The following is an 18,040-nucleotide window of genomic DNA, read 5'->3' as shown; positions in this document are numbered from 1 at the left end:
AATACGACTGTTCCCATTTCCGGAAAATTAACCATGACCGGCCCAGATTGCTGCGGCAATTAGGCCGTACGGACTCATCCGACCGGCGCGGGAGTGCCGATGTCGAAAAGTTCTGCCCAATACTCGCAGTACCCCCAACATCATCCTCACGACCACGGACGGGCTCTCCATCGCCGTCCAGTCGCCGCAGCAGCGGCAATCGCGCTTCCCCTGCCCGCGACCGATGACGCCTACACCATCGTCCATGCCGGCAAGCAGGTGCGCTTCGGGCCCGTGGTGTTCTGGATCGTGGTCGGCACCGTCGTGCTGCTCGGGCTCTGGTCGGCCGCGACCGCCACGTACTTTGCCTTTCGCGACGACGTCCTGACCCGGCTGATCGCCCGCCAGGCCGAGATGCAGTACGCCTATGAAGACCGCATCGCCGAGCTGCGCGCCAAGGTCGATCGCACCACCAGCCGCCAGCTGCTCGACCAGGAGCAGTTCGACCAGAAGCTCGACCAGATCATGAAGCGTCAGACGGCGCTGGAGTCCCGAGCCACGGCGCTCGGGGCCATGCCTGACGTGACAGGCTCGATTCCCCGCTCGACCCCGCAGCGTGGCGACGCCGGCCAGAGCACGCCGAAGCCGTCGCCGATCAGCGACACCGTGATCTTCGTGGCGCCGCCGGATCGCGAAGCGCGGCTCGAGTCGCGCGCGCCGGCCGTCATGGCCCCTCCAACCAATCAGTTCGCCAAGAACCAGGGCTTCGACAATGTCCTGGTCCGTCTCACGACCTCTCTCGATCAGGTCGAGCGTCGCCAGATGGCGGCGCTCAGCGCCGTCGAGGAAGGCATGGATTCGCGCATGCGCCGGATGCGCGGCGTCGTCAGCGATCTCGGTCTGAACCTCGCCAATCTCGAAGCCGCCGTGCCGCGGACCGCGATGGGCGGTCCGTTCGTACCTGTTAAACTCACCGCCAACGCCGGGCCGTTCGAGAAGCAGCTCAATCGCATCAACGTCACCCGCGCCGAGATGGATCGCCTCAATCGCACGCTGGCGCTGGTGCCCTATCGCAAGCCCGTCATCGGCGAGGTCGAGTTCACCTCCGGCTTCGGCGTGCGCAGCGATCCCTTCCTGGGCCGGCCTGCGATGCATACCGGCCTCGACTTCCGCGCCGCCACGGGCGATCCCGTCCGCGTCACCGCCAACGGCAAGGTGGTCTCGGCCGGCTGGTCCGGCGGCTACGGCCGCATGATCGAGGTCGATCACGGCAACGGGCTTTCGACCCGCTACGGCCATCTCTCCGAGATCAATGTCAGGGTCGGCGAGGTCGTGAAGATCGGCCAGGTCGTCGGTCTTGTCGGCTCGACCGGCCGTTCCACCGGTCCGCATCTGCACTACGAAACCCGCATCGACGGCGACGCGGTCGATCCGCAGAAGTTCCTGCGCGCGGGCGTGCGCCTCAGCGCGGGCTAACTGGCCGGCCTCGCGCGACTCTCTTCGGCGTAGACAGCCTTTATCGCCGGCCGCCTCCGGGACCACCAAAGCCGCCACCCATTCCACCGCCAGGTCCCATGGACCCGCCGGGCCCCATCGGCCCGCCAGGCGAGCCCATGCCGCCGGGTCCTGACGGACCGCCAGATCCTGTCGGCGCGGAGCCGGGGGTCGGACCGGGGCTCGATCCCGGCGCAGGCGCACCCGGCGCGCCGGGCTGGCCACCGCCCGGAGTGGCGGCGCCGCGATCCGGATGCATGATCGAGCCGCCGGGCGACCGGTTGGGATGGCCGGCACCACCCGGCCCCTGCGTCGGCGACCCCGGAAATTGGCCGACGGCCTGGGCGGAGTCGACCTGAAGGCCGCGCGCGCGATCGAACGCGCCGTTGACCACCATGCGGGCTTCGCCGGCCGCGGGCCCGAAGCGCGAGCCGTCACGGGCGACGAGCCCGGAACCGAGCTGGAGATTGGCGCCCATCCGCTGCACATAGGCCTCGATCGACAGGCGGCGTGCGCCGACGAGATCCGAAAAATCATCGATACGGGTGCGCGCGGCCTGCATCGCGCCCTGGCTCGCGCTGCCTTCGATCTGGACGCGCTGGCCGACGAGCAAGGGATCGACGCCGTTCAGCTTCAGCCCGCCGATACGCAGACCATCAGGTCCGCGCTCGACCAGGCCCGTGACGCGCGCAGCCGCATCGCGCCGCGGCTCGACCAGGCTTGCGACGATGACACCGTCGGTACGGCGCAAGCCGTAGACCGCGACCTGCGCGCCCGCACGGAGCTTGCTCTCCTTGCCGCTGGTGACGATCTTCTGACCGAGCACCGTCAGCTCGTTGCCCTTCACCTGCTCGATCGGACCCGAGACCTCGCTCGCGATCGCGATGTTGCGCGTGACCAGCGTGCCGTCGGCCTGACGCGTCGCGACCACGCGCGCGAGCTGGCCGATGCGCAGCGAATTGGCGCTGGCCGCCTCGCCGTCGATTCGGACCGGAACATCGCTCGCATAGGTGATGCGCTCGCCGTTGACGTAGATGCTGCCGAAGCGCTGGATCACGCCGACGATGCCGGTGCCGCCGATGCCGTGATCGTCGCCTCGCGTGATTCCGGTGCCGCCGATGCCCTGATCGGTGCCGCGCTTGACCTGCGCGCGGGCAATGGCCGTGCCGGCGAGCCAGAATCCCGTCAGCAGCAGACGGCGGGAGATGAGCGGCGGCCGGCTCATGAAGAACCGCCCTCCTTGCCGCTTTCCTTGGTGCTTTCCTTGCCGGCTTCCTTGGCCTCGCCCTCTTCGTCAGCGTCCTCGCAATAGATGTAGATGCCAAAATTCCAGCGGGCGTCGCCGCCCTTGTCCTTGGCGAGCGCGCGGTTGGCCTCGCGGTTGGCGGTCTTCAGCGCGTCCATGGCGAGCTCGCGCGAGCGTGCCTCGAGGCGCCGCGCCAGCTTCGGCGAGATGTTGTTGTAGTGCACCGCGCGTTCGAGAAAGCGCGGCGCTGCACCTGAGACGTTTTGCGCGGCTGCGGCGATATGGTCGTGCAGATTGCGGCCGAGATAGTGCCACTTGCTGTCGTCCTCGCCAGTCGGGACGAAGGCCGCCTCGACCAGCTCGATCTCGTCAGCGTCATTGATGGTGACGAGCTTGCGGTCGATCCATTCGTCGAGCACCGCACGTGGGCGCACGTCCTTGGTGACGGAGGCGACGAGATGCTCGAACGACGGCGCATCGCCCTCGGCCGTACGCGGCAGCGCGAGCGGCTCGCCTTTCGCGTCGGTGAACTCCGGCGCGGCGAGCCAGCGCGCGATCACGGCGCTCGTCAGCGACACCGCCGCCGGCGCCTCGTGCACGGGCGTGCCGGCGCCGCGCAGCCGCGCCACCTCCTTGCGGTGAATGCCGGTGAGCAGACTGACGCGGCTGTCGGTCTGCTCTTTTCCTTCCAGTGCGAAATCGTGCTCGGCGACGTTGACGAAAAGCTCGCGAAGCAACTGCGCCAGCGCCGGAAAGGTCATGCCGCTGCGGATGCACAACCGCACGAGCGGGCGCAGCAGCCGCGCCAGCGGCGCGTGCAGCTTCCCGGCAGCATTCGGCTGTGGCGCGCTCGACTTGTCAGCGACCTTGGACCCGGACTTGGCATTCATGTCCGAATTGTACCAATCCGTGACGTGGGACACAATCCCACTTTTTTCCACCTGGCGATTGACGTGGTAAATTTTCCCACATATACGAGACGCCACTGAGGGCGCGACGTAGAGGGACCCACACCCATGGCCGACCGCTTGGTCCGCAATTCCATTTCGCTGCGTGCTATGCCGGCCCCCGATCGGGGGCGCGGCGCGATCGAACCGATGCTGCCGGCGCTTCTGCGCGGCGTCGTCTTCATCTCGGTGCTGGCCGCACCGTTCGTTGCAGCGCTGCTCGCAGGCTGACCGCCGCCATGCATCACATCAGCGAGTCCCCGCGCCGTCCGTCGGTGCTGCACATCTTCAAGATCTACTATCCCGACCTGTTCGGCGGCACGCTCACCGTGATCCGCGACATCTGCGCGAGCCTGAAGGACGCTTTCGCCTCCGCCGTGCTGGTCTGTTCGCAATCCGCCGAGCGGCGCGAGATCGTCGTCAACGACGTGCCGGTCGAGCGCGTGCGCTCGTTCGGCGACGTGCTGTCGCTGCCCGCGGCTCCCGCCTATCCCTGGCGGCTGTGGCGCAAGATCGCCGAGCACGACCTGCTCGCGCTTCACGCCCCCTTCCCGCTCGCCGACCTCGTCTTCGCCTTCGGCTTCGGCGCCAAGCGGCCGCTGGTGGTGCATTGGCACGCCGACATCGTCACCCATGCCGGCCTGCGCTGGTTCATCGAACCCCTGATGCGGCGAACGCTGCGTCGCGCCAAGGCGATCATCGTCTCGGACCACGTGCTGGTCGACAACACGCCGTTGCTGCGCGAATTCGATGACAAATGCTATGTCGTGCCGTTCGGCATCGACACCACGGGTTACGACTGGCCGAAGATCGAGCCGCACCATGTCAATGATCGCGGCCGGCTGGTGCTCGCCTGCGGCCGGCTGGTGCCCTACAAGGGCTTCGACGTGCTGATCCGCGCCGCGGCTGCGCACAATTTCGAGACCTGGATCATCGGCGAGGGCGCCGAGCGGCCGCGGCTCGAGCAACTGATCCAGGAGCTTGGCCTCGGCGACCGCGTCCGCCTGATCGGCTCGGTGAACGATTGCGAACGCATCAAGCTGATGTGCCTCGCCGACGTCTTCGTGATGCCGTCGGTGACCAATGCCGAGACCTTCGGCCTCGTCCAGCTCGAGGCCATGGCCGCCGGCCGCCCGGTCGTGAACACGGCGCTCGACACGGCGGTACCGCGCGTCGCCCGCCACGGCATGGAGGCGATCACCGTACCGCCCGGCGATGCCGCGAAGCTGGGTGAGGCCATCGACACCCTGATCCGCGACCCCGAGCGCCGCCGCCGCATGGGACTTGCGGCGCGCACGCGCGCCCTCACCCGCTATTCGGCCACCGCCTTCAAGCAGGGCATGGAGACCGTCTACCGCGACGCTGTCGCCGCCCCGAGCGAGGAGCGATCGGCAACCTCCGAGCCGCCGCAGGCGACCGGCTGGCCGGACACCGTCCGGATCGCGGCGGCGCTGGCCTGGTCCGACATGCGGCACCGTTACGTCCGCTCGCTGCTCGGCCCGTTCTGGATGTCACTCCAGATGGCGATCGTGGTCGCGGTGCTCGGCTCGGTGATCGGGCAGATGTCGAATGGCAACATGATGACACGCCTGCCGATGCTGGCGCTGTCGATGACGGCCTGGACCTTCCTCAACAGCGTGGTGCTCGATGCGACCACGGCGCTCCAGAATTCCGCCAGCCTGATCCGCGACCGGGCGCTGCCCCCGGTCATCTTCCTCCTGCAATGCACGTTCCGCCAGGCGCTGTTCGCGCTCCATAACGCCTGCGTGCCGCTGGTGCTGTGGCTTCTCCTCTCGCCACATGACCTCTCTCACGCGCTGGCGGCGCTGCCCGGCCTCCTCCTTTTCGTGGCCTGCACCTTCGCCCTCAGCCTTGTCCTCGGCGCCATGGCAACGCGCTATCGCGACCTCAAGCCGATCATCGAATCCACCCTGATGCTCGCCTTTCTCGCCTCGCCCGTGATCTGGTCGTCGGACATGATCAACCACCGCTCGACGGTGATGCGGCTCAATCCGCTGACGCATCTGTTCGCGGTGTGGCGCGAGCCGCTGGTGGGCGGCCATGTCGATCCCGTCAGCATCGTCTACGTCCTCGTCGCGCTGGCGCTCCTGATCGTCGCGAGCGGCCTGACGCTGGTCCACCTGCGCAAAGCGGCATTCTGGATCTGACGCATGGTCTCGATCAGCCTTCGCAACGTCTGTCTCGACTATCCGCTCTACGGCGCCTACGACTTCTCGCTGAAGCGGCGACTGCTCGGGCACATCATCCGCGAGCCGGGCGAGATGCGGATCATCCGCGCCGTCGACAACGTCACGATCGAGGCCGAAGCAGGCAGCCGCATCGGGCTTGCCGGTCCCAACGGCTCCGGCAAGTCGACGCTGCTGCGGCTGATCGCCGGCGTCTATCCGCCGAGCAGCGGCAGCATCGCGGTCCAGGGCAACATCGTGCCCCTGCTCGGCCTGAACGCCGGCGTCAACCTGGATTTCGTGGCCGAGGACAACATCGCGCTGCTGCTGCGGATCAGCGGCCGCAAGCCGACCCGCGAGGTGATCGACAAGATCTGGGCCTTCACCGAGCTCGAGGCCCGCATGCAGCGGCTACCGCTGCGAATGTTCTCCTCGGGAATGCTGATGCGGGTGCTGTTTGCGACCGCCACCGCCTTCCCGGCCGATATCCTCCTGCTCGACGAATGGCTCAGCGTTGTCGACGAGCACTTTGCGGAGAAGGCACAGGAACGGCTGTTGAACCTCGTGTCGCAGGCGGCGATCGTGATCATCGCCTCGCATGACCAGCCGCTGCTGCGCCGCACCTGCACCAGCATCATCAATCTCGATCACGGCCGCATCGCCTCGACCGTCACGGTCGAGCCGCCGGCCACACACGCCCTTGAGCTCCGCGAGAAACGCGCATGAAACAGAACATCCTTGTCGTCTCCGAAGCGCTGGGCGAGCCCAACCACAAGCGCGGCATCTTCCACTTCACGCGCGAATTGATGCGCTCGCTCGCAGCCGAGGGGCACGAGCTGACGCTGCTGGTGGAGACCACGCGGCGCTATCGCAAGCTGCGGCGGCGCGAGCGGCGCACCGGGCTGTTCCCGGCGCAATCGCGCAACATCGAGCTGCTCGCGCTGTACCGCTTCCTCGACGAGGTCAACATGGGCGAGCCGGTCGTGCGTGGCGGCCTGCGCCGCACGCTCGACTGGATCCGCCACAAGGCCATCATGTCGGTGTCGTGGGACTACATCGTCTGCCTGCTGCGCGCGGTCGGCCTGCGTGGCCTCAACGCCCGGCTGATCGAGAACCGGACTGCCGCGCTCGAATACGTCCCGCCGGACCTGCGCCATCTCGAGCTGTTCCGCGACTTCCAGCTCGAGCCCGGCTTCTACAGCTATCAGGACTCCTCGGCCTTCTTCCTGCTGCCGCCGCCGCGGGTCGATGCGCGCGACTACGACGTCATCGTCGTGGACACCCCGACGCGGGTCGCGATCCGGCGCAGGCCAGACGCCAAGGTGATCTGCGTCGTCCACGACCTCTTGCCGCTCACCGACCTCAAGCTCAGCGACGTCGCCACGCGACTGTTCCTGTCGCGGCTCCTCACCAGCCTGCGCCAGGCCGACGAGCTCGCCTTCGTTTCAAACTACAGCATGATGCGGTTCAGGGAACTGTTGCCGCAATTTGCACACCTACCGGCGCGGGTCGTGTATCCCCGCACCCGGTTCGACGCCCCGGATGTCCTGCACCTCCCAGCCCCGTCGGGGCGTCCGGGGCGGCCGAGCTTTGTCGTCATCGTCTCGAACGAACCGCGCAAGAACGTCGCTACCGTCATTCGTGCCTTTCGTGGCGTGCCCCAGGCCGATCTCGTCGTGATCGGCTATGCCGGCGAGACCGGCCGGATGCGCAATCTCCCGCCGAACGTCCGCTTCGCCGGCTATGTCGACGAGCACGAGAAGGCCGCCCTGATCGCGGAGGCGCATGGCCTGATCATGCCGAGCTTTGCCGAAGGCTTTGGCGTTCCGATCATCGAGGCGCTGGCCGCGACCACACCGGTGCTGTGCTCGGATATCGCGGTGTTCCGCGAGGTCGCGGGCGAGCTCGCCGACTATTTCGACCCGTTCTCGACCGACTCGATCGCCGCTTCCGTCATCCGCGCGCTGACGCGGCAGGAGGAGTGGCGCGGCAATATCCGCGCGAGGCGCCACGAGCTTGCCGAACGCTTCGGTTACAAGACCCAGGCCCGCGACTTCCTCGGGCACGAGATGCCCACGGAGAGCCTCGTCGCCGCACAACTCGCATCGTAGGAATGACCGCGGAAGCCGCGACATGGTCCGGTCCTGCCGATCCGCAAGGCGGGCGCGGCCGATGGCGGACCCTCGGTCACTCGGCCGCACTGGCCCGGGTGGCAGATGTGTTCGCCATCCTGATCGCGGCGTCGCTGCCATGGTCGACCACGGCACCTTCGATCTTCGTCGGACTCTGGCTGCTGGCGGTCACGCCGACCATCGACTGGCGCGACTATGCGCGCGCGCTCACACGGCCGGCGTTTGCCCTGCCGTTCGCACTCCTGCTGCTTGCACTCCTCGGGGTGCTGTGGTCGGACGGCGCCTGGCCGGACCGGCTGCATGCGATCAAGCCGGTCGCAAAGCTCGTGCTCATTCCGCCGCTGCTCTACCATTTCAGCCGATCCGAGCGCAGCTTCCAAGTTTGCGTTGCTTTTCTCGCCTCCTGCGCGCTGCTTGCGGTGTTCTCCTGGATCGTGCTGGTCAATCCCGCCTGGAAGATCGCCGCGACGGCGTCATCAGGCGTTCCCGTCAAGAACTACATCGACCAGAGCCAGGAGTTCACGCTCTGCGCCTTTGCGCTCACCCTTCCGGCGCTCATCTTCTGGCGCAGCGGACGCGCGACCGCGGCGACCGCCTGCCTGGCATTGATCCTGCTGTTCACCGCCAACATGGTGTTCGTGGCCTCGGCCCGCACGGCCCTGCTCTGCATTGCGGTGCTGCTGGCCCTGTTCGCCTGGAGGCATCTGAGCCGGCGGGCAGCGCTGGTCCTGCTCGCAGGCACGCTCGCCGCGAGCGCGCTCGCCTGGACGACATCGCCTTATCTGCGCCAGCGCATCACGGACATCGCCATCGAATACAGCCACGGCCGTGAAAACATCAGCCGCGCCTCGACCGCGCAGCGGCTGACCTATTGGCGCAAGTCACTGCATGCCTTTGCCGAGGCCCCTCTGATCGGCCATGGCACCGGCTCGATCAAGCGCCAGTTCGAACGCGCCGCCACGGACGAGAGCAGCCTCGATGCGGAGATCGTCAGCAATCCGCACAACCAGACGCTCAACGTCGCGGTGCAATGGGGCCTCATGGGCGTCGTCCTGCTCTACGCGATGTGGATCGCGCAGCTTCGCCTGTTCCTGGACGAAGGCCTTGCCGCCTGGATCGGTCTGGTGGTCGTCGTGCAGAACATCGCAAGCTCGCTGCTGAACTCGCATCTGTTCGATTTCCACGAGGGCTGGATGTATGTGCTGGGCGTCGGCATCGCCGGCGGCATGACCCTGAAAGCCAAAGCCGGCAGCCGGCCGTGACTACTGGCTGCGCTCGTGGCCGACTTCGCCGGTGATGACGTCGCCGAACAGCTCCCAGGCCTGCCCGTTGAAGCGCATCAGCTGCATCTGCTCGATCGGGAAGTAATCATCGGGCGAAGTGTTGACCATGATGCCTGGCAGCATCAGGTCGGTGTGGAAATCCTTCAGGTTCGCGGCCTGCTTCATGACGTTCTCGCGGGTGAGATTGTCGCCGCACTGCTTCAGGACCTGCGCCATCGCCTCGGCCTGCACGTAGCCGTACAGGTTGTTGGCATTCGCCTTGTCGCCCTCGGGGTAATATTTGTCCATGAATGCGCGCCATGCCAGCACCGCCGGGTCCTTATCCCAGGTCGGATCGGTCGGGTCCTTCAGATACGCGGTCGAGATGATGTCCTTGGAATAGTCGAGCCCGGCGGGCTTCAGCACCGAAGCGATCGACGTGGCTGTGTTGCCCAGGAAGAACTTTGGCTTCCAGCCGAGCTCGCCGACTTTGCGGATCGCCTGCGCCGAACCTTTCGGTGCGGCCCACGAGAAGAAAATGTCCGCGCCGGAGTCATGCAGCGCGACGATCTGCGAGTCGATCGAGGGATCGCTGACCTCGTAGGATTTGTCGGCGATGATCATGCCGGCCTTGTCGCCGAGCCCGTCCTTCAGACCCTTGAACTGGTCCTTGCCGGCGTCGTCGTTCTGCCAGAACACCGCGATCTTGCTGTTCGGGAAATGATCGCGGATGTATTTTGCGTAGATCCGTCCCTCGCTCTGGTAGTTCGGCTGGAAGCCCATGGTCCAGGGAAAGTTCCTGGGATCCCCGAACTTGGTGCCGCCGGAGGCGACGAAGAGCTGCGGCACCTTCTTGGCGTTCATGTATTTCATGATCGCCGAATTCGAGGGCGTGCCGAGCGACTGGAAGATCAACAGGACCTCGTCGCTCTCGATCAGCTTGCGCGCCTGCTCGATCGCCTTCGGCGGCGAATAGGCATCGTCATAGCTGATGAAGTTGATCTTGCGGCCGTTGATGCCGCCCTGGTCGTTGATCATCCTGAAGAAGGCGGCCTCGGTCTTGCCGATCACACCATAGGACGAGGCCGGCCCGCTATAGGGCATGATGTTGCCGATCTTGATGTCGGTGTCGGAGGCGCCGGCGTCGTATTTCTTCTGCGCAAAGGCCGGTGTCGTGACCAGCACTCCGGCAGCAAGCATGGCGAGGGCAGCAACGTTCTTGCGACGACCCGGCATCGTTCTCTCCCCTGTGTTTTGTAGTCTTGTTTTGCGGCGAGTGTCGCAAGGGGGCTTGCCGCTGGCAAGCGCCGCGATTTTCCGCAAGATGAAACGCCGGGTCGGGGACTTACGCGACGCGCTGCAGCATCCTGAGAGCGCGCCCGTCGATCACGAGCAACGCACTGCCGATGACGATGGCGCCCGTGATCTCGCGCATGGAGATCGGCTCGCCCAGCAACAGCCATCCCAGCAGAATGGCGGTGACGGGAATGAGCAGCGTCACCAGCATGACATTGGTCGCGCCCGAACGCCGCAGGATCTGAAAGAAGACGATGTAGGCGAGCGCCGTCGACAGGCCGGCAAGGCCAAGCACCGCGAGCCAGGTTGTGACGTCCGGCATCGGCAGATGCCATGGCTGCTCCATCACGCCGGCGACAACCGCCATCATCGCCGTCGAGGCCATCAGTTGAAAAGTCGCCGTTCCAAGCGGAGCCGAGTCCTTCAACAGCCGTCTTGCCGCCAGCGCCGCAAAGCCATAACTGAGGGCGCCGCCCAGGCAGAGCAGAATGCCGAACCCCTGCCCTGGCCTCGTCTCGATGCCCCATCCGCGCAGGATGACCACGCCGACGACGCCCAGAACCACACCGGTGACCCGCCGCACCTGCAGGGCTTCCTCTCCCGCCATCGCCATCACGATCACCGTGAACAGCGGTGTGGTGGCATTCAGGATCGAAGCCAGTCCGCTAGGAATGAAAGTCTGGCCGATCACGATCAGCGAAAACGGAATGACGTTGTTGAGCAGCCCGATCACGACGAACGGCTTCCAGCCGGTCATGCCCCTGGGAAAGCCGATCCCTTGCGCGCGCAGGAGCGGCAGGAGAATAGCCGCGCCCAGCGCGACGCGCAGGAACACCAGCGTGAGCGGCGGCAATTCCCGCAGCGCCGCGCCGTTGAAGAAGAACGAGCCACCCCAGAGGATCGAGAGCACGGCGAGCAGCGACCAGTCTCGCGCGTCGATCCGGTTGTCGTTGGGGGGCATGGCGTCTCACATCGGCAGTCAACCTCCGACTAGTACGGCGCGACGCGCTTTGCCACCCGATTTCCGGGAAGGTTTGGAATTCCCGTGTTCAGAAGCGATAGGGCGAACGCGGCTGCCCCATGTTGATGCGACCGGCTAGGACGGCTTCTTCGGCCGCGACACCAGCTCGATCATCTTGCCTTCGTCGTCATCAGGCATCGCAGCCTTCGCGCGCGCGTAGGATTCGACCGCGGCGCGTGCCACCAGCGGCTTGTCGGCAAGCAGGCTCTCGGCAAGCTTCACGGCATAGGCGGCATCCTTGTGCCGCAGCGCCGCCGTGAAGGTCGCGCCGCTGAAGTCGCGGGCGACCATGCGCTTGGAATGACGCTGCACCTGCGGGCTTGCGGCAACGCCGGCCTGGATCGACTCCAGCACCAGGTTCATGTCGAGCCCGGCCTGCTCGGCGATCGCGAGCCCTTCGGCAAGGCCGGCAATCTGGATCGCGCCCATCAAATTGTTGATGAGCTTGTAGACCGTGCCGGCGCCGACCGCGCCGAAATGGCGAATGGTCGAGCCGATCGGTTCGAGATAGGGCCGCGCGCGATCGAGGTCGGCGGCATCTGCGCCGACCAAAAGCGTCAGCTTTCCGCTTGCTGCCGCATCCGGCAATCCCGTCACGGGGCAGTCGATGTAGATCAGCCCGCGCGCGTTGAGCTCGCGGCCCATCTCGCGCGCGTGGTCATAGGAGATGGTGGAGCATTCGATCGCGATGGTGCCGGCCTTGGCGGTCTTGGCCGCGCCCTTCGGTCCCAGCCAGACCGCGCGCGAGGCCTCGTCGTCGGCGACCATGGTCACGACCGCATCGGCATCGATCGCGGCATCCTCAGGCGAGGTCGCCCAATGCGCGCCGCGCGCGATCAAATCCTCAGCCTTGGGCTTGCTGCGATTCCACAGCGTCACCGTGAAGCCGGCATCGAGATAACGGCCGGCCATGCCATGGCCCATCCGTCCAAGCCCGATGAAGGCGACGCGGGGCATGGCTAATCCACATCCTCGATGTCGGCGCCAGGGGTGCCGAAGGCGCGCTGCGCCAGCGTTGCGGCCATGAAGTCGTCGAGCTCGCCGTTGAGCACGCCCGAGGTGTCGGAGGTCTGCACGCCCGTGCGCAGATCCTTCACCATCTGGTAGGGCTGGAGCACGTAGGAGCGGATCTGGTGGCCCCAGCCGATATCGGTCTTGGCGGCCTGGTCGGCGGCGGCCTTCTCCTCGCGCTTCTTCAGCTCGATTTCATAGAGACGAGCGCGCAGCATGTCCCAGGCCTGCGCCCGGTTCTTGTGCTGGGAGCGGCCGGCCTGGCAGACCACCGCAACGCCGGTCGGAATATGCGTCAGCCGCACCGCGGATTCGGTCTTGTTGACGTGCTGGCCGCCGGCGCCGCCCGAGCGCATGGTATCGGTGCGGACGTCGGATTCCTTGATGTCGATCTTGATGCTGTCGTCGATGACCGGGAACACCTGCACACTGGAGAAGGACGTGTGCCGCCGCGCGTTGGAATCGAATGGCGAGATGCGCACCAGCCGGTGCACGCCCGCTTCGGTCTTCAACCAGCCATAGGCGTTGTGCCCCAACACCTGGATCGTCGCCGACTTGATGCCGGCCTCTTCGCCCTCGGACTCTTCGAGGTACTCGACCTTGAAGCCGTGCGTCTCCGCCCAGCGCGTGTACATGCGCAGCAGCATCTGCGCCCAGTCCTGGCTCTCGGTGCCGCCGGCTCCGGCATGGACCTCGAGATAGGAATCGAAGCGGTCGGCTTCGCCCGACAGCAGCGCTTCGAGTTCGCGCCGGGCGACTTCCTTCTTCAGGGCCTTCAGCGCAGCTTCGGCTTCGGCGACGACGCCGTCATCGCCCTCGGCCTCGCCGAGCTCGATCATGCCGATGTCGTCCTCGAGCTCCTGCTCGACCTTGCCGATGCCTGAGAGCGAGTCCTCCAGCGAGGTCCGCTCCTGCATCAGCTTCTGGGCCTTCTGGGGATCGTTCCAGAGGTTGGGATCTTCTGCGAGCTTGTTCAGCTCAGCGAGGCGCGCCGTCGATTTCTCGACGTCAAAGATGCCTCCTCAGCAGCCCGACTGACTGCTTGATCTCTTCTACCAACCGTTCGATTTCGGCGCGCATCTCGTTCTCTGGTCTCGCGGAATCCCGCGTGCATTGGAGCTGGGGATGTAGCGGCGGCGGCCGCAAAGCGCAACCGCCGCTGCGAATAACGTCTGTCTTGTCCTAAGCCTAGTAGAGCCCGCCGGTGCCCGGCCGCATGAAGAAGCCGGAATCCGGCTGCTGCTGCTGCGACGCCGGCATGCGCCCGTCGGCGTCGGCAACGCCGATGACCGAATAATTGTCCGGCGGCGCCGTGCCCGGCTTGAAGGCTTCGAGGATGGTCCCGCCGGTCTCGCCCGGACCGGCGCGCATGCCGCTCTTGGCGACGACGCGCACGAGCTTGATGCCGGCCGGCACCTTGAACGGGACCGCCGGCTTGTCGGCGAGTGCGAGCTTGAGGAAATCGCGCGCGATGGGAGCAGCCAGATGGCCGCCGGTCGCAGCGTTGCCTCTGCCGAGCGCACGCGGCTTGTCGTAGCCCATATAGATGGCGACGGCGACGTCGGGCGAGAAGCCGACGAACCAGGCGTCCTTGGCCTCGTTGGTCGTACCGGTCTTGCCGGCGATCGGCTTGCCGACCTCCTTGACCACGGTCGCGGTACCGGCCTGGACCACGCCTTCCATCAGCTCGGTGATCTGATAGGCGGTCATGGAGTCGAGCACCTGCTCGCGGCGATCGATCAGCTGCGGCTCGGCCTGGTTCTTCCAGCCGCCCGGCGCGTCGCAGCCGCGGCATTCGCGCTGGTCGTGCTTGAAGATGGTGCGGCCGTAGCGATCCTGGATACGGTCGATCAGGGTCGGCTTCACGCGGCGACCACCATTGGCGAGCATCGAATAGGCCGTGACCATGCGCATCGCCGTGGTCTCGCCGGCGCCGAGCGCGTAGGAGAGATAGTTCGGCAGCTCGTCATAGACGCCGAAGCGGCGGGCATATTCGCCGATCAGGGGCATGCCGATGTCCTGCGCGAGGCGCACCGTCACGGTGTTGAGCGACTGCCGCAGCGCGTTACGCAGCGTCACCGGCCCCTGGAACTTGCCCGAGGAGAAGTTTTCCGGCCGCCACACGCCGGCGCCCTGGCCCTGGTCGATTTCGATCGGCGCGTCGAGCACCACGGTCGAGGGCGTATAGCCGTTGTCGAGCGCGGCCGAATAGACGATCGGCTTGAAGGACGAACCGGGCTGCCGGTAGGCCTGGGTGGCGCGGTTGAACTGGCTCTGGTCGAACGAGAAGCCGCCGACCATCGCGAGCACGCGGCCGGTCCAGGGATCCATCACCACCATCGCGCCCGACACTTCGGGGATCTGGCGCAGCCGGTACTGTCCCTCGACCGGGTTGCCGTCCTTGTAGAGCGGATCGGCATAGATCACGTCGCCGGGCTGGAGCACCTGCGACACCGCCGTTGCCGCCCTGCCCTTCGCAGGGCCGGTAGCCGCCCTTGCCCATTTGATGCCATCGAGCGTGATGAGGCCGGTCTCGCGCTGCTTGCTGACGGCGCCGCCGAGCTCGCGGCTCGGCTGGAAGCCGATGCGCGCCGACTGGTCGCTGGTCTCCAGCACCACTGCCATACGCCACGGCGAGATGTCGGAGAGCGACTTGATCTCGGCGAGCTTGACGCCCCAGTCGCCCGACGTATCGAGCTTGCTCATGGCGCCGCGATAGCCCTGCTGCTCGTCATAGTTCACGAGGCCCGCGACCATAGTCTTGCGCGCCATGACCTGGATCTTCGGATCGAGCGTGGTGCGGACAGACAGGCCGCCCTCGTAAAGCTTCTTCTCACCGTAGCGCTCGAAGATGTCGCGGCGGACCTCCTCGGCGAAATATTCACCGGCGAAGGTGTGGGCGCCGTTGGACCGGTTGGTGACGGCCAGCGGCTCCTTGCGCGCCTTCTCGGCGTCGGCCTGCTTGATCCAGCCGTTCTCCTGGAGACGGTCGACCACGTAGTTGCGGCGCTCGATGGCGCGGTCGCGGTTACGCACCGGATGCAGCGTCGCCGGCATCTTCGGCAACGCCGCGAGATAGGCGGCTTCCGCCACCGTCAGCTCGTTCACCGACTTGTCGAAATAGACCAGCGAGGCGGCCGCGATGCCGTAGGCACCGAGGCCCAGATAGATTTCGTTCAGATACAGCTCGAGGATCTTGTCCTTCGAGTAGGTCTTCTCGATCCGCATCGCCAGCAAGGCTTCCTTGATCTTGCGGGCGAAGGAGACCTCGTTGGTCAGAAGGAAGTTCTTGGCGACCTGCTGGGTGATGGTGGAGGCGCCCTGCGGACGCCGGTTGGAGCCGTAGTTCTGGATGTAGACCAGACCTGCGCGCGCCATGCCGGTGTAGTCGATGCCGCCATGCTCGTAGAAATTCTTGTCCTCGGCCGCGAGGAAGGCGTTGATCACGAGCTTCGGCACCGCCTGGATCGGCAGATACAGCCGCCGCTCCTTGGCGTATTCGCCGAGCAGCGAACCGTCGACCGCGTGCACACGCGTCATCACCGGCGGCTCGTAATCCTGAAGCTGAGAGTAGTCCGGCAAGTCCTTGGAGAAATGCCAGATCAGGCCCGCCACGGCCCCGACACCGACAAGGAACACCACCGTTCCCGCGGCGAACAGGAAGCCCATGAACCGCACCAGCAAGCGCATTATCTGTTTATCCGTTCAAACTCTGGATCAGCCCGAAGATCAGCCCAAGGCGCCCACCAAAACAGGCGCCAACCTCACGTCGCGAATTCACCGGCCTACTCAATTACGTCAGTGCCGGACCTAAGACGCTCGCCGAACGGGATTCTCGCCGATTCCGGAACCCCCTGCGGCGTTTTTATAAATCGCCCGCTGTGGCCAAACTAGGGCTTTTGCGGCGGGACGGAAAAACCCTTCCTCAATTCGACGATCCCCCGGTCGTCAATTCGACGATCCGGCGGTCGCCAGCCGTTTGGCCAGGAACCCGTCGATGGCTTGCGCCATCGAGCCCACGGCACGGGACCGCCAGCCCTCGGAGACAAGATGCCCGAGATCGCCTTTATTGGAGACATAACCGATCTCGACCAGCACCGACGGCACATCGGGCGCCTTCAGCACCCGGAAACCGGCCGATTTCAGCGGATGCTTGTGCATCCGCACGGTCGACTTCATTTCGCCCATCAGCAAATGCGCAAAACGGTTTGAAAATGTGCGGGTTTCCCGCTGCGTCAGATCGATCAGGATGTCGGCGACATCGGTCGGCTCCTCCGTGAGGTTGAAGCCGGCGATCGCGTCCGCGCGGTTTTCCGCATCAGCCAGACGTTGGGCCTCGGCATCGGAGGCCTTGTCGGACAGCGTATAGATGGTGGCGCCCTGGGCATCCCCCTCGGCGCGCGGCAGCGCGTCGGCATGAATCGAGACGAACAGCGCGGCCTTGAGGTTGCGGGCGACTTTGACCCGGTCGTTGAGCGGGATGAACGTGTCGTCGTTCCGCGTCATCACAACACGATACTTGCCGGCCTTTTCCAGTCGGTCGCGCAATGCCAGACCGAAGGCCAGCACCAGGTTCTTCTCGCTTTCGCCGCTCGACTGCGTGCCGTTGTCGATGCCGCCGTGGCCGGGGTCGATCACGACGACCGGCCGACCATCGGCCTTCTGCTGCGCCGTTTCCGGGGCTGCCGTCGCGGGCACCGTGGCGGGCGGCGCATCGGCAATCGCGGGCCGCAGTTCGGGACGGTTTTCAGGGGCGAGCGATTGCACGAAGGCGGCGCGGTCGACCTCCTCCAGCTCGAGCACGAGCCGGGCCGGCTGGCCGTTGGCCGCCTCCACTACGTAAGAATTGGCGATCTTGGCCGGCCCCGTCAGGTCGAACACGATTCGCGAGCCGCCGGGCATGACGAGCCCATAGCGGAAGGCCTTGACCAGCCCCCGCCCCCCGGATCCCGTGCCGGCGGGCAGCTGAAAATTGACCTGGGGCACATCCACCACCACCCGGTACGGGTCGGCGAGCGTCACGGCGCGGAAGCTGACGGTCTGGTCGATGTCGAGGATGAAGCGGGTCTGCTTGCCATCGCCAGCCAGCCGGGCGGCCGAGGCGATTGGAAAATTCGCTGCCGCAGCAGAGGGTTGCGGCTGGCTTTCCGCAGCGCTCAGGCGGGAGGAATCAGCACATGGCAATGCTGCGGCGCACAGAAGCGCGCATCCCAGCAAGACCCTTTGTTTTGCGCGGCTCGCCACCGATTCCGTGCCTCCGAGCAGCTTTTTTAACGCAATAGAACCACAGGGTTAATCGATCCTTAATGACAGAAACGCGAAACTCGCTGACTGTGACCGCCGTGCGACGCTCCCTTGCACGGATGGCCCATTCCTCGTATGTACGGAATGCTGACGGCCGATATTTCCGGTTGTGTCGCATTCAGCCTCCCGGTGCAGCGCCGGAACTCTCAAGGTTTGGGAATT

General features: G+C 65.9%; 14 protein-coding genes. 6 read left to right on the top strand and 8 right to left on the bottom strand.

The genetic code is table 11. The annotated features are described in order from the left end of the window. Window positions 1–99 precede the first annotated feature (99 nt). Window positions 100–1,455, top strand: a complete 1,356-nt coding sequence (locus tag XI09_RS20205) for a M23 family metallopeptidase (RefSeq protein WP_271568393.1) — start codon at window positions 100–102, stop codon at window positions 1,453–1,455. A gap of 40 nt (window positions 1,456–1,495) precedes the next feature. On the opposite strand, the gene XI09_RS20200 is transcribed toward XI09_RS20205, so the two are convergent. Together XI09_RS20200 and XI09_RS20195 are read right to left on the bottom strand one after the other, a co-directional pair. Further along, window positions 1,496–2,698 (bottom strand): DUF5666 domain-containing protein, encoded by a 1,203-nt coding sequence (locus XI09_RS20200; RefSeq protein WP_271568392.1) that lies wholly within the window; start codon window positions 2,696–2,698, stop codon window positions 1,496–1,498. Further along, window positions 2,695–3,609, bottom strand: a complete 915-nt coding sequence (locus XI09_RS20195; protein WP_271568409.1) for a DUF6502 family protein — start codon at window positions 3,607–3,609, stop codon at window positions 2,695–2,697. The genes XI09_RS20200 and XI09_RS20195 overlap by 4 nt, the downstream gene beginning before the upstream one ends. Window positions 3,610–3,735: 126 nt before the next feature. Here XI09_RS20195 and XI09_RS20190 point away from each other — a divergent pair, with 126 nt between their 5' ends. The 5 genes from XI09_RS20190 to XI09_RS20170 are packed head-to-tail and all read left to right on the top strand — an operon-like array spanning window position 3,736 to window position 9,246. Beyond that, window positions 3,736–3,897 (top strand): hypothetical protein, encoded by a 162-nt coding sequence (locus tag XI09_RS20190; RefSeq protein WP_271568391.1) that lies wholly within the window; start codon window positions 3,736–3,738, stop codon window positions 3,895–3,897. Between the two features lie 8 nt (window positions 3,898–3,905). After that, window positions 3,906–5,834 carry a glycosyltransferase gene (locus XI09_RS20185; RefSeq protein ID WP_271568390.1) on the top strand — a complete coding sequence of 643 codons (1,929 nt, stop codon included), beginning with the start codon at window positions 3,906–3,908 and terminating at the stop codon, window positions 5,832–5,834. A gap of 3 nt (window positions 5,835–5,837) precedes the next feature. Further along, on the top strand, window positions 5,838–6,578 hold the full coding sequence (locus XI09_RS20180) for an ABC transporter ATP-binding protein (RefSeq protein WP_271568389.1): 741 nt from the start codon (window positions 5,838–5,840) through the stop codon (window positions 6,576–6,578). Next, complete coding sequence (locus XI09_RS20175; protein WP_271568388.1) at window positions 6,575–7,963, top strand: glycosyltransferase family 4 protein; 1,389 nt, start codon at window positions 6,575–6,577, stop codon at window positions 7,961–7,963. The genes XI09_RS20180 and XI09_RS20175 overlap by 4 nt, the downstream gene beginning before the upstream one ends. A gap of 2 nt (window positions 7,964–7,965) precedes the next feature. Beyond that, window positions 7,966–9,246 carry an O-antigen ligase family protein gene (locus XI09_RS20170; protein WP_271568387.1) on the top strand — a complete coding sequence of 427 codons (1,281 nt, stop codon included), beginning with the start codon at window positions 7,966–7,968 and terminating at the stop codon, window positions 9,244–9,246. On the opposite strand, the gene XI09_RS20165 is transcribed toward XI09_RS20170, so the two are convergent. The 6 genes from XI09_RS20165 to XI09_RS20140 form a co-directional block, all read right to left on the bottom strand. Beyond that, on the bottom strand, window positions 9,247–10,482 hold the full coding sequence (locus XI09_RS20165) for an ABC transporter substrate-binding protein (RefSeq protein ID WP_271568386.1): 1,236 nt from the start codon (window positions 10,480–10,482) through the stop codon (window positions 9,247–9,249). It lies immediately after the preceding gene. 109 nt (window positions 10,483–10,591) lie between these two features. Continuing rightward, on the bottom strand, window positions 10,592–11,503 hold the full coding sequence (locus XI09_RS20160; protein ID WP_271568385.1) for a DMT family transporter: 912 nt from the start codon (window positions 11,501–11,503) through the stop codon (window positions 10,592–10,594). Window positions 11,504–11,638: 135 nt separating this feature from the next. Then, complete coding sequence (locus XI09_RS20155) at window positions 11,639–12,520, bottom strand: NAD(P)-dependent oxidoreductase (RefSeq protein WP_271568384.1); 882 nt, start codon at window positions 12,518–12,520, stop codon at window positions 11,639–11,641. Between the two features lie 2 nt (window positions 12,521–12,522). Then, window positions 12,523–13,654, bottom strand: a protein-coding gene (gene prfB, locus XI09_RS20150; protein ID WP_271568383.1) for a peptide chain release factor 2 whose coding sequence is annotated in 2 segments (ribosomal slippage) — window positions 12,523–13,584 and window positions 13,586–13,654 — 1,131 coding nt in all. Because the reading frame shifts where the segments join, the coding sequence is not laid out codon by codon here. A 108-nt stretch (window positions 13,655–13,762) separates the two neighbouring features. Continuing rightward, entirely contained in the window at window positions 13,763–16,264 is a 2,502-nt protein-coding gene (locus XI09_RS20145; RefSeq protein ID WP_271568382.1) for a penicillin-binding protein 1A, read from the bottom strand. Between the two features lie 258 nt (window positions 16,265–16,522). Continuing rightward, window positions 16,523–17,818 (bottom strand): N-acetylmuramoyl-L-alanine amidase, encoded by a 1,296-nt coding sequence (locus tag XI09_RS20140; protein WP_271568381.1) that lies wholly within the window; start codon window positions 17,816–17,818, stop codon window positions 16,523–16,525. Window positions 17,819–18,040 lie beyond the last annotated feature (222 nt).

Source organism: Bradyrhizobium sp. CCBAU 11386 (assembly GCF_028128955.1).
Classification (GTDB): domain Bacteria; phylum Pseudomonadota; class Alphaproteobacteria; order Rhizobiales; family Xanthobacteraceae; genus Bradyrhizobium.
Note: the sequence above shows the minus strand (reverse complement) of the source record. Positions and strands in the feature narration are given on the sequence as shown.

Excerpts from the sequence above, each read along its gene's own strand:
- XI09_RS20205 (WP_271568393.1), top strand. The coding sequence starts at position 100 with ATGTCGAAAAGTTCTGCCCAATACTCGCAGTACCCCCAACATCATCCT.
- XI09_RS20200 (WP_271568392.1), bottom strand. The coding sequence starts at position 2,698 with ATGAGCCGGCCGCCGCTCATCTCCCGCCGTCTGCTGCTGACGGGATTC.
- XI09_RS20195 (WP_271568409.1), bottom strand. The coding sequence starts at position 3,609 with ATGAATGCCAAGTCCGGGTCCAAGGTCGCTGACAAGTCGAGCGCGCCA.
- XI09_RS20190 (WP_271568391.1), top strand. The coding sequence starts at position 3,736 with ATGGCCGACCGCTTGGTCCGCAATTCCATTTCGCTGCGTGCTATGCCG.
- XI09_RS20185 (WP_271568390.1), top strand. The coding sequence starts at position 3,906 with ATGCATCACATCAGCGAGTCCCCGCGCCGTCCGTCGGTGCTGCACATC.
- XI09_RS20180 (WP_271568389.1), top strand. The coding sequence starts at position 5,838 with ATGGTCTCGATCAGCCTTCGCAACGTCTGTCTCGACTATCCGCTCTAC.
- XI09_RS20175 (WP_271568388.1), top strand. The coding sequence starts at position 6,575 with ATGAAACAGAACATCCTTGTCGTCTCCGAAGCGCTGGGCGAGCCCAAC.
- XI09_RS20170 (WP_271568387.1), top strand. The coding sequence starts at position 7,966 with ATGACCGCGGAAGCCGCGACATGGTCCGGTCCTGCCGATCCGCAAGGC.
- XI09_RS20165 (WP_271568386.1), bottom strand. The coding sequence starts at position 10,482 with ATGCCGGGTCGTCGCAAGAACGTTGCTGCCCTCGCCATGCTTGCTGCC.
- XI09_RS20160 (WP_271568385.1), bottom strand. The coding sequence starts at position 11,503 with ATGCCCCCCAACGACAACCGGATCGACGCGCGAGACTGGTCGCTGCTC.
- XI09_RS20155 (WP_271568384.1), bottom strand. The coding sequence starts at position 12,520 with ATGCCCCGCGTCGCCTTCATCGGGCTTGGACGGATGGGCCATGGCATG.
- XI09_RS20145 (WP_271568382.1), bottom strand. The coding sequence starts at position 16,264 with ATGCGCTTGCTGGTGCGGTTCATGGGCTTCCTGTTCGCCGCGGGAACG.